The following is a 12,417-nucleotide window of genomic DNA, read 5'->3' as shown; positions in this document are numbered from 1 at the left end:
TTTCAACTAGGCTTCAATCTGCCGCCGCAAAGGCTTCTTTTGCAAAAGCCCTGCGGCAGCGGAGTTGATTTATTTATTTGCAGAATTTGGCAGCAGGTTGGCGTTGTTGTCTAACTCAGACTGCGGAATTGGCAGGTACTCGTTGCCCGGGGTCCAGGTGTTGAAGTCATCATCGTGCTCTTTCAGCATAGCCAGTTTGGCCGGATCGTACAACCAACCCCAACGGATGATATCCTGAATCCTTTGCCCTTCAATGGCAAACTCCAGGGCACGCTCGTGGGCAATCTGGTCGCGCATCTGCTCTTTGCTCAGGTTAGGCTTCACAGTGGCCAGATCAGGCAGCTTGGCTCTTGATCTCACCTGCTGGATGTAAGGGTAAGCCTCAGCCGTGCGGTTCAGTTCGTTCAGCGTCTCGGCGTACATCAACAGGATATCAGCGAAACGCAGAACCCGGTAATTATTCCCACCAGTTTCAGGGGTCTCAAACGGCACACCCTGGCCTTCCATGGTGTATTTTCTGATGTAAATTTGTTCACGGATGTTATCTGGCCACGCCACGCCGTAGGCGGTGGTATTGCCTTCGGCCTGATTGTAATACAGAATAGTGGCGGGCAGTCTTGGGTCTACCTGGTTATCAACGGTTCTTTCCTGTCTGTACTCGTTGAAAATCCACTGGGTAGGCTGGAAATCTGACCAGGCTTTTCCTTGCATGCCGTAAGCTACCGGCAACGCGTTGAATTGTCTCCAGTTAGCGGTTGGCTCTCCGGTCCAGTTTCCTACCGAGCCTCCAGTGGCGCTGAACTGCACCTCAAACAGAGACTCCGCGTTGTTCTCGTTCGTAGAGGTGAAGTTGTCTCTGTAGTTAGGCACCAAAGAGTAAACTCCTTGCAATGGACCAGTGAAGAACTTGGCGAACTGCGCCTCGGCCTCGGTGTACATTTTGCGGTAGAGATAGGCTTTGCCCAGCAGACCGGCAGCGGCGCCTTTGGTGGCACGGCCTTTCTGTCCTCGGTCCGGACCTACTACTGCGTCATAGTTGATGGGCAATCTCTGTTCAGCATCTCTTAAATCAGAGAACACTTGGTTCCACAGCACTTCTTCCGTAGCTGTGGCTGGGTAGTAATCATTCTGGTCTGCCGGCGGGGTAGTGATTACCGGAACCTGCTTATAAGTAATCGCCAGGTTGTAGTAAGCCAATCCGCGCAGGAAGTAGGCCTGGCCAATGATCCGTTGTTTGGCTTCTTCGCTGAGGACGTCGGTGCCCAAGTTGCCTACATTCTGAATTACCTGGTTGGCCCGGAAGATCACCATGTAATGGTCTCTCCAGATCCATTGGGTTTCCCCGGCGTTAGTTGGCAGGGTAAACTGTCCGCCCAGTTCCAGGTACACCGCGGGGCTGTCGCCGTACATATCGTCTCCCCGACTGTCAGTGAAACTTGGAAAGGTTCTCTGGTAGGTTCCGTCGGTGGTTAAGGCGTTGTAAACAGCGGTGACCCCGGCAAAGGCCTGCGCCTCGGTGGTCCAGTAAGTGGCTGTGGTTTCCTGGTTAGGGTTGGTGATATCTAATTCATCATCGCAGCTACTCAAAAACAGCATGGCGACTACGTAATATGCGATCTTTTTCATTTTAAACATCTTTTATGTTTGTCTAATTCTCTACCAACAGATTAGAAGCCAACCTGCACTCCAAACATCACGGTTCTAGGTCTTGGGAAAGAACCATTGTCAAAACCAGGCTCAAACACGCCAGCGGTAAAATCAGGATTGTATCCTTTGTATTTCTGGAAAGTGTACAGGTTCTGGGCCGTTACATACACCCGCGCCTTGTTGATTCCTTTGATGAGACCTTCTTTGAAGTTGTACCCCAATGAAACCGTGTTGATGCGCAAGTGGGTTCCGTTCTGCAACCATCCTTCTCTGTTAGAATCTCTACCGTTCTCGTTAGGATCGGTCCAGATCAGGCGGGGAATGTCAGTATCTGTGTTGGTAGAAGTCCAACGGTCCAGGATATCCTCGTGCCAGTTGTCATCACCACCGGTGTGCATGAGGGTTCTGTACAGACGGCCATTGATAAGGTAACCACCTTTTCCAGAGGCGAAGACAGTGAAGTCAAAGCCCTTGTAAGAAGCGTTGAAGTTCAACCCGTAGGTGTATTTAGGAATACCGCTTCCCAGGTAAGTACGGTCATACGTATCAATTACACCGTCTGGAGTGCCTTCCGGCCCGCTGATGTCTCTGAAGATAAGGTCACCTGGAGCGGTGCCTGGCTTTTGGAAAGCGTGGTCATCAATCTCTTCCTGTGACTGGAAGATACCATCTACCATCCAACCGTAATGACGGCCAACCTCACCGCCTAGCTCGGTGATGGAGCCAACACCCAGCCTAGACTTCACGTTGGTTCCCAGATCCAATACTTCGTTTTTAAGGGTAGTGAAGTTCCCTGAAACCCCGAACGTAAAGTCACCGATGGTTTTGTTGTAACCGGCCGTTACTTCAAACCCGGTGTTTTTTAAGGTACCGCCGTTTACCACCGGGCTGGAGTTCACAGAACCTACCGAAGCCGGGATTGGAATGTTCACCAGTACGTCTTCGCTCTTGCTGTAATAATATTCAGCAGACAGGTCTATCATGCCATCAAAGAGAACTGCGTCAAAACCTACGTTGGAAGTGGTTTTTTCTTCCCACTTGATGGTCTCAGACACTACGTTCGTCTGCAAGCCACCCAATACCCTCTCGCCGTTGTTGAAAGTATACACCACGTTGGAGTTAATGGCAGGCGCATAGAGGTAGTTTCCAATGTTCTCGTTCCCTAGCTTACCCCAGCTGGCTCTGAATTTCAGGTCAGACACAATGGATTTTGGCACGTTGAAGAATTCTTCGTTGGAGATTTTCCAGCCAAGGGCCAAAGAAGGGAAGTAACCATACCTGTTCACCGGAGAGAAGCGGGAAGATCCGTCTCTTCTTATCGTGGCGGTTAAAAGATATCTGTCATCAAAGCTGTAGTTCACCCTTCCCAGATAAGAGGCCAGCACGTGGGCATCTTGGGTTCCGGCAGAAGTGCTGGTGGCACCATTGGCTAGGACAGGGAAATACGGCTTGGTAAACCCTTCAGCGTATCCTTGCGTGAAAAGACCTTTTTCTCTCTGGAACATCTGCCCTACTAATACTGCCAGGGAGCTTTTGCCAAAGGTAGCCTCGTAGTTCAGAGTGTTTTCAATGAGAGAACTTTCGTATCTTCTTGAGTTGTCATTTAAACGGGCAATGGCGTTAGGGAAGAAATATCCCAGGTTGAAAGTTGGGATGAAGGTCTTGTCACGGGCCGTTACCACGTCATAACTCAAGTTCAGTTTGTATTTAAGGTTATGGTTAGCTCTTTTCAACAAATGCAACTCACCATAACCGCTGGCAAAGATCCGGTCTACGTCTGTGGTGCTGTTAATCAGGCTGTTGTACCCAATCCCGTTCAAAGAGATGGCATCTTCCCTTTCCTGCAGGGTTCCGCCAAAGCCTCCTTCCACGGTAGGGTCATACACGGCCATGGTAGGGATGGCAATCACCAGGTCATTGATCAAAGGTGGTCGGCCACCGGCCAGCACACCGTCTCCTGTTACGAGGCCGTTTTCGTTAGAACGGGCATAAAACAGAGACTGACCGAATTTGAAGATCCCTTTTTCTACCGATGAATTCACACGGGCCGTGTACCGCTCATAAGAAGGACCATTGCCTTTGTAAGTACCCTCGTTCCCGAAGTAGTCAAGGGAGATGTTGTAGGTGCTGCTGGTACCACCCCCAGAAAGGTTGATGTTATGATTCTGGCGGTTACCCAACTTCAAACCTTCTTCCTGCCAGTCGGTGTCAATGTTGTTCACGAATCTGGCATTTTCAGGGTCGTTGGCCGGAGCAAGCGGCTTAGTGCCTGATCTCAGGCGGGACTCGTTGTTCAGCGTCTGGTAGTTGGCCCGGTTGGTGACCGGCATTTTCTGCCAAACCTCATCTATGCCGTAGTAGCCGTTGTATTCTATTTGCAGAGGCGTCTCTTTTCTACCTTGTCTGGTGGTGATGATTACCACCCCATTGGCGGCCCGAGAACCGTAGATAGCCCCTGCTGAAGCATCTTTCAACACCTGCATAGACTCAATGTCATTGGGGTTGAAGTCGCGGGGAACCCCGCTGATAGGCACTCCGTCAATCACGTACAAGGGATCTGAGTTCCCGAAAGTACCTATCCCTCTGATTCTCACCTGCGGAAACGCGCCCGGCTGACCATCGGTGTTGACACTCACCCCAGAAACGCGGCCCTGAAGCATTGACCCTACATCGTTGGTAGAGACTTTCTTCATATCGGCTACGTCTACCACAGCTACCGATCCGGTAATATCAGATCTGCGTTGGGTACCGTACCCCACCACCACTACTTCATCAATGGCTTTGGCATCTGTCTCCAGAACAATATTGATGGACGTCTGGTTGTTGAAGTCTACTTCTTTAGACAAATAACCAATGTAAGAAACTACTAGGGTTCCGCTTGCGCTGGACACCGTTAAGGTAAAGTTACCGTCCACGTCTGACGACGAGGCTACGGTGGTTCCTTTCAGAACAATGGAAGCACCCGGCAACCCTGCCCCACTGGCATCCGTCACTTTTCCTTTAACGGCAATGCCTTGCGCCACTGCACTCACTATTGAACCATATATTAGAAAGAGGACCAGCATCCAACCTTTCTTACTTAGTAATCTTTGCTGCATAGGATTATGATAATGGATAAGGATTGTGAAACAAATCAGACTCGCAGGACTCTAACAGAGGTAAGTTTCAGGTGTTAAATGTTGTTTTGACATTTATTAAATTTCCATAAAAGTAGCCTTGGTTTACATTTTTAACAACAAAAAGAGATTAATTATTTTTTAAAGTGCCATTTTGACAATTAAAGCACTTTTCTGCCGGAAAGGCATGGTGAAAACTCCTTCTCTAAGGACTAACTTTCGTCATTTATTTCCCACTGCACAGGTGAACTTCCCTCCTTTCTATCTTTCTCTGTTTGCAGCGTGTATTCAGTAAAGCTTGCTCTAAGGCTATACACCCCTCTCATGTTAGAATTCTGCGGGACTTAGTATATAATGTCTCCATATAGCAGGAGCATTCTACACTGATGGTTACTTAAGAAGGCTTTCTGTTAATCTACAGTGCCTTACTTTATGACTGAAGGCGTCCAACGAGACGATTTCTGGCCATGATTTAAGTTTGTGGATTCAAACTTAAAAAAATCGTTGTATAAATGTAATAAATACACTTATATTTATTGCAAATTTTACGAATAAAAATCTGCCAGTTTCAAAATTTAACAGAGAATCCCCACCAAAACAGCCCTAAAGTATGAAGTATGCAATCCTGAGTTTTCTTCTCCTGCTGAGCTCCTTAGGCTCCTACGGACAAAACACGGCTACCCTAACCGTTCCAGCCAAGCCAGAAAGGACCATCAGCCGCCACATCTACGGCCATTTTGCCGAGCACCTAGGCCGATGCATCTACGGCGGATTCTATGTGGGGGAAAACAATACTAAAATCCCCCACACCGCTGGTGTGCGGAACGACGTGGTAGACGCCCTTAAGAAACTGAAAGTGCCGAACCTGCGCTGGCCAGGCGGCTGCTTTGCGGATACCTATCACTGGAAAGATGGCATAGGCCCCAAAAACCAACGTCCTACCATCGTGAACACCTGGTGGGGCGGCGTGACCGAGAACAACAGCTTCGGGACGCACGACTTCCTGAACATGTGCGAACTGCTGGGCACCGAGCCTTACCTGGCCGGGAACATGGCCACAGGTCAGGTGCAGGAACTGGCAGACTGGGTGCAATACACCAACTTTGCAGGAGTAAGCCCTATGTCTAAGCTCCGGAGAGAAAACGGCCGCGACAAACCATGGAACGTGAAGTACTGGGGAATTGGCAACGAGGCTTGGGGCTGCGGTGGTAACATGACTGCTGAGTACTATGCCAACGAATACCGTAAGTACGCCACCTTCGTGTCTGACTGGACCAATACAGGCGGTTTGTTCCGGATCGCTTCCGGCGCTAATTCCGGTGACTTCAACTGGACCGAGACCCTGATGAAAGTAATCCCTAAGAACCTGATTGAGGGCGTGGCCCTGCACCATTACGCGGTGATTGACTGGAACAAGAAAGGCCCATCTACCAACTTCACAGAGCAGCATTACTTTGCCACTATGAAGAGCGCGCTCTACATGGAAGAACTGGTGCAGAAACACAGCGCCATCATGGACAAGTATGACCCAGAGAAGAAAATAGCCTTGGTGGTGGACGAGTGGGGCGGCTGGTATGAAGTAGAGCCGAACACCAACCCCGGCTTCCTGTACCAGCAGAACACCATGCGCGACGCCATGATCGCTGGTTCCACCCTAAACACCTTCAACAACCACTCAGACCGCGTGCGCATGGCCAACCTGGCGCAAGCCATCAACGTGCTGCAGGCGGTGATCCTCACCGAGGAAGAAAAGATGCTCCTGACGCCTACTTACCACGTGATGGAGATGTACAACGTGCACCAGGATGCCACGTACCTGCCCCTGACCGTTAAAAGCGCAGACTACACCTTGGGCAACGAGAAACTGACCGCCGTAAACGGATCCGCTTCCCGTGACAAGAACGGCCTCACCCACGTTTCTTTGGTGAACATTGACCCCAAGAACAAGCAGGAGGTTTCCATCAACATTGAGGGAGCCAACTACAAAACCGTGTCTGGCCGTATCCTTACCTCTAAATCACTGCAGGACCACAACACCTTTGACAAACCGAATGTGATTACCCCTGCCGCCTTCAAAGGCGCGAAACTGAAAGGCAACTCACTGAAAGTAGAGCTTCCGCCGTTCTCGGTGGTGGTTCTGGAGATGAAGTAATCCACAGAAAGCGTGGTCAGAGCAATTTCCTTTCTGGCCACGCTTTTCCTTTGCCGCTTATCTGATTTCAAGCCATTTTCCATTTGTCTTTTTAAAGAAGGCTGCTCTCTGTTTTAGGCCTAATTTCACAAAACAAAGCCCAAAGGAATGATCAGGGTCTCCGCTTTTGACCTGTTTTTGAGAAATCAGGCTTAAAAGGCGCGGGGCACCTGTCTATCTTTTCACCTATTCTATACAAGAATGAAAAACATACGCACAACACTTGGCAAAGCCACTGCCCTGGTGGCGGCTTTCATGGGCTGCGTTGCAAGTACGGCTTCGGCTTCTACCCTTGCAGACCCAGATACCACCTTGAAGGCCACTGCCAACCCTATATTCACCCACAAGTACACCGCAGATCCGGCGGCTTTGGTGTACAAAGACAAGGTGTACCTGTACGCGGGCTTTGATGAGGCCCAGCGCGAAGGGTATTTCATGAACGATTGGCTTGTTTTCTCCTCCCCTGACATGGTGACCTGGACCGAGCACAAGGTACCGTTGCGCGCTAAAGACTTTACTTGGGCCAAAGGTGAAGCCTGGGCCTCGCAAGTGATAGAGCGGGACGGCAAGTTCTACTGGTTCTCCACCGTGGAGCACGCCACCATCCCGGGGAAAGCTATCGGCGTAGCCGTCTCAGACAGCCCTATCGGGCCTTTCAAGGATGCCCGCGGCTCTGCCCTCATCACCAATGACATGACCACTGATACCAAGATCAGCTGGGATGACATTGACCCGGCCGTGTTTATCGATGACAACGGGCAGGCTTACATTTTCTGGGGCAATACTACCCTGCACTATGCCAAGCTGAAGAAAAACATGACCGAACTAGACGGCCCCATCAAAACTATCAAGCTCCCCCACTTCACTGAGGCTCCCTGGGTACACAAGCGCAACGGTTGGTATTACCTGTCCTACGCGTACCAGTTCCCCGAGAAAACCGCCTACGCCATGAGCAAGAGCATTGAAGGCCCCTGGGAATACAAAGGCATCTTGAATGAACTGGCCGGCAACTCCAACACCAACCACCAGGCCATTATTGATTTCAAAGGCAAAACTTACTTCATTTACCACAACGGCGGTATCCAACCGGGAGGTGGCAGTTTCCGGCGCTCGGTCTGCATTGATTACCTTAACTACAACAAAGACGGCTCCATCAAACGGATAGTGATGACCTCTGAAGGGGTAAAACCCGCTAAATAGGAATCTGGCCACCACCCTAAAAAGCAGCATCTGTTTTTAGGGTGATTTTAGAAAAAGGCATGAAAAAGCGCCTCGCAAGCCAGACTTGCGAGGCGCTTTTCTTTTGGGCGATGCAGAAAACCACGCCATCGTCCAGCGTTAGGGCCGGAACTATTGCGGCTTGCCTGAGCTCACCAGCCTGGACAGGGTCTCTTTGTATTTTGCGTGGGTGGTTCCCAGCCACTCGTCCCAGAACCGGAAGTAGAGTCCGTAGTTGCCTTTGAAGAACTTGTGGTGCATGTTGTGGTTGGTGGAGGTGTTCAGCCATTTGCCCACGGCACTGTCCACGAGCCACTGTGGGTAAATCTCGTAGCCCAGGTGGCCATACACGTTGTACACGGTCATCAGGAGCAGGAACAGGGCAATGGCTAGCGGATGGATGGGAATCAGGAAGGCCACCACAAAGATGATCCCGCCCTCCACCATCGCTTCCAGCGGACTAAACGAAAACGCCGCCCACGGCGAGGGGTTCACCGATTTATGGTGGGTTAAATGGAACAACTTGAACAGGCGTGGATGGTGCATGAGCCGGTGGGTCCAATAAAAATAGGCATCATGGATCACCAGCGCCAAGAGCACACTCAAGCCAAAATAAGTGTACCCGTAGGCAGAGATATCGGTGTAGATCTGCGTGTGCGGCAAGACGTAAGGGGAAGAAAGCAGCACCCCGTACAGCGCAAACACCAGGAAAGTGAAGAACGAATACCCCACTTCCCGTACGTAGTCTTTCCGGCGCGGAAACAAGGCCTGTATCTTGCGGCCCGCAAACTTCCGGGGAAGGAAAATGTAGAACAACAGAAAAGCCAGGCCCGCCAACACCAAGTACCGCGCGGCCAGCACTGCATAGAAAAACAAGAATTTTGCATCCATTTCAGAGGACAAATAAATTCGATTAGTTAGCCTAAGTAATCCTTTTGCTGTGGAACAATTAGGCAGCTTTGATTAGTTTACCTCGCATCAGGGAATTTGGATCAGGCAGTTCACAGTTGCAACTTTTCTCCACCTGAGCTACTATTTTATACAATAAATGTAGATTTTACGTTTACTCTGGTACTATTTTACCAAAACTAAGCCGTAAATTCGCAGAATCATACACCAACTCCTCCCTATCTGCCAAATTTGGTTTTGCTGCGCCCTCCTCAGAAACCAGATTTATAGACCTACCTACAAACGATGCAGTTATCATATTCAATAGTAAATCTCATTACGCTTTCTGGTCATGCATATTCAACGTACCCTGTTTGGTGTTTTCCTGGTGGCTTTCCTAAGCTTACTATTCTTCACCGTACTTGCTTATTTCAACCTGAAGGAAAATGATGCCATAGACCGCCAGGAAAAAATCTCCCTGCGGGTTCTAAAATCAATTGAGAACCTCTACAATAACCTTCAGGACATAGAAGAAGGCACCACCACCTTCTTGGCGTCTGGGCAGCAGACCTCTCTGGTGCAGTACAAGGCCGGGATTTTGCGTTATCCAAGGCACCTACAGGCGCTACAACAGGCCGGCGTCACAGACAACCAGGAAATAGCCCAGATCAAAAGCATAGCGGCACGCACGACAACCTTCACGCAAGCGGCAGCCACCCTGGTCTCCCAGGCCAACAACGCTCCAAGTAAACCCAATCTGTCTTCCCTGCACCTTAAAAACCAGTTAGCGGAGATAAAAACGCTGGTGCACAAAGTAGAGGAAAAAGAGCGGAGCGTGCTCCATTTCGCCGATGCAGATTCCGCGGAGAGAACGCAACGCATGTTTGCCACCTTCGCCACGTTCTCGGCGATCATGTTCATCTTCTTCATTGCCACTTACTGGCTCATCAACAAGCACCTGGCTAACCGCAGCCGCACTGCCAAGGCACTCAAGGAGAAGGAGCAGATCTTCTCTAGCCTTTTTTACAAAAGCCCCACCATGCTTTCTTTGGTAGATGCTGCCACGGGGAAAATCCTTGACACCAACGACAATGCCCTAGGTTTCTTCAGCCATACGCGGGAGCAGGTTATTGGCAAATCGGCGGAGAGCGCCGGGATCTTCATTGACAACTCGGCCAGGCAAGCCTTAGTGGAGCAGTTAACCCAAAACCAGAAAGTAAAAGGCTTTGAGATGCAGGTGAAAGCCAATGGCCGCATCAGAGACGTTCTCTACAACATTGAAAAAGTATTGCTGAACAACCAGGAGTGCCTGCTCCTGGCCTTTGAGGACATCACAGACCGTAAGATCGCTGACAGGAAACTGAAGGAAAGCGAGGCGCTTTTCTCGCAGATTTTCTTCAAGAGCCCGATCATGAAATGCATCTCTGAGGCGGAGACGGGGGTCTACTTGGAGGTAAACGATAATTACGCGGAGTTCTTCGGCTACGAGAAAGACGAATTCATAGGCAAAACCAGCGCTGAGCTGAACATCTGGAAACGGGTTGAAGACCGGCCCTTGCTCATCAGGACACTTCGTGATAAAGGCACGTTCCGGTCCCTGGAACTGGAGGCCAGAACCAAGAGCGGAGAGATCCGCTATATCTCGGCCCACGCCGACCTGGTGAACCTGGATGGCCGCGAATGCCTGGTGACGGCGTTTGTAGACATCAATGAGAAGAAAGAGGCCGATGAACTCCTGAAAGGCCTGAATGTTTCCCTGGAGAAAAACCTGGCCGCGAGAATCAAAGAAATCTCTGACTACAAGTACGCCCTTGACCAATCTGCGATTGTGGCCATAGCAGACAGGAACAAAAATCTTATTTACGCCAATGACAACTTCTGCGCGCTGTCTGGCTTCAGCAAAGAGGAGCTCTTGGGCCAGAGCCACCGCATCAATGATGCCGTGTACCACTCAGAGGAGTTTTACGAAAAGATGTGGGAAACGCTTTACAGCGGAAACATCTGGAAGGGCGAAATCAAGAACATGGCCAAAAGCGGCGCCACTTACTGGACAGCCAACACCATTGTTCCCATCAAGGACGAAACAGGCGCGCCGCACCAGTTCCTGGTCATCAGGTGGGACATCACCGCGGAAAAAGAAGCCGAGTCTGCGTTGCTCCAGGCTTTCAAGGAACTGGAGAAAAGCGAATCTCGCCTGAAAGAAGCCCAGGCTCTCTCTCATTTAGGCAGTTGGGAATATAACCTTGCCACCGGGGAGACCATCTGGTCAGAGGAGATTTACCGGATTCTGGACACCACGCCGGCCCAAACCGCGCCTACCTTTCTATCTTTCATGCAGTTTATTCACCCAGAGGATGTAGACAGGGTGAAGGAAATGGTGAAAGATACGCTGGCTTCTTCTACTGCCACATCCTGCCACTTTGATTGCCGCATCGTGCGCAGGAACGGCGACACCAGGTACCTCTACCATGAGTTTGAGAAGGAACCCAACCAGTTGGGCCTGCGTGAGAAACTGGTGGGTATTGTGCAGGACGTGACCCAGGAAAGACTGGACCAGATGGAGAAAGAACGCATCACGGCAGATTTGCTGCAGCGGAACAAAGACCTGGAGCAGTTTGCCTACATCGTGTCGCATAACCTGAGGGCCCCGGTAGCCAATATTATCGGACTTTCAAACCTCACCAAAACTCTTTCTCCGGAGAATCCGCTTTTCCATAAATCCATGGAAGGGCTGCGGACATCGGTAGACAAACTGGACGAGGTGATCATTGACCTGAACAACGTGCTGCAAGTGCGCCAGGAAGTGAACGAGCGGAAAGAGCAAGTGGACCTGAACCAGTTGGTAGAAGATATCCGGTCTATGACCTCCAGCGTCATGGCCAAGGAAAAAGTCTCTATTAAAACAGATTTCTCTGATCTGGAGAAGATTTACACCATTAAAAGCTATCTGCACAGCATCTTCTCTAACCTTATTTCCAACAGCATCAAGTACCGGCAGTCTAACCAAAAACCGGCCATAGAGATCATGGGCTCCAGGAAAGACGGCAAGAACATCATCACCTTCCGCGACAACGGCCTGGGCATTGACCTGAAAAGCCACCAGCACAAGATCTTTGGCCTCTACAAGCGGTTCCACTTCCATACCGACGGCAAAGGAATGGGCTTGTTTATGGTAAAAACGCAGGTAGAGGCGCTGGGCGGCCGAATTCATGTACAAAGCGAGCTTAACCAAGGCACCGAGTTTTCCATTGAGTTTGAAGAGACCCATCCGTAAAAAGGCTTTCTGGAAGGAGACTTGAATCACCTTCCAGAAAGCCTTTTTGCCCCGATTTCCTTAAAACAGCCCTAAAGCGAAAT

Annotated in this window: 6 protein-coding genes; 3 read left to right on the top strand and 3 right to left on the bottom strand. The window is 50.2% G+C overall.

Features of this window, described 5'->3' with window-relative positions; translation table 11 throughout:
* Window positions 1-69: 69 nt before the first annotated feature.
* Entirely contained in the window at window positions 70-1,626 is a 1,557-nt protein-coding gene (locus FOA19_RS16895; RefSeq protein WP_223808961.1) for a RagB/SusD family nutrient uptake outer membrane protein, read from the bottom strand.
* 41 nt (window positions 1,627-1,667) lie between these two features.
* A complete protein-coding gene (locus FOA19_RS16890) occupies window positions 1,668-4,745 on the bottom strand; it encodes a SusC/RagA family TonB-linked outer membrane protein (protein WP_149092042.1) in 3,078 nt (1,025 codons plus the stop codon).
* Window positions 4,746-5,373: 628 nt separating this feature from the next.
* Here FOA19_RS16890 and FOA19_RS16885 point away from each other — a divergent pair.
* Window positions 5,374-6,915, top strand: a complete 1,542-nt coding sequence (locus FOA19_RS16885; protein WP_149092041.1) for an alpha-N-arabinofuranosidase — start codon at window positions 5,374-5,376, stop codon at window positions 6,913-6,915.
* A 240-nt stretch (window positions 6,916-7,155) separates the two neighbouring features.
* Window positions 7,156-8,154, top strand: a complete 999-nt coding sequence (locus FOA19_RS16880; RefSeq protein ID WP_149092040.1) for a glycoside hydrolase family 43 protein — start codon at window positions 7,156-7,158, stop codon at window positions 8,152-8,154.
* Between the two features lie 150 nt (window positions 8,155-8,304).
* On the opposite strand, the gene FOA19_RS16875 is transcribed toward FOA19_RS16880, so the two are convergent.
* Window positions 8,305-9,063: a sterol desaturase family protein gene (locus tag FOA19_RS16875; RefSeq protein ID WP_149092039.1), complete on the bottom strand. Its 759-nt coding sequence runs from the start codon at window positions 9,061-9,063 to the stop codon at window positions 8,305-8,307.
* Window positions 9,064-9,412: 349 nt separating this feature from the next.
* Here FOA19_RS16875 and FOA19_RS16870 point away from each other — a divergent pair, with 349 nt between their 5' ends.
* Window positions 9,413-12,334 (top strand): PAS domain S-box protein, encoded by a 2,922-nt coding sequence (locus FOA19_RS16870; RefSeq protein WP_149092038.1) that lies wholly within the window; start codon window positions 9,413-9,415, stop codon window positions 12,332-12,334.
* The last annotated feature ends 83 nt before the right edge of the window (window positions 12,335-12,417 follow it).

The organism is Rufibacter hautae, from assembly GCF_008271695.1.
Taxonomy (GTDB): Bacteria; Bacteroidota; Bacteroidia; order Cytophagales; family Hymenobacteraceae; genus Nibribacter; species Nibribacter hautae.
Note: the sequence above shows the minus strand (reverse complement) of the source record. Positions and strands in the feature narration are given on the sequence as shown.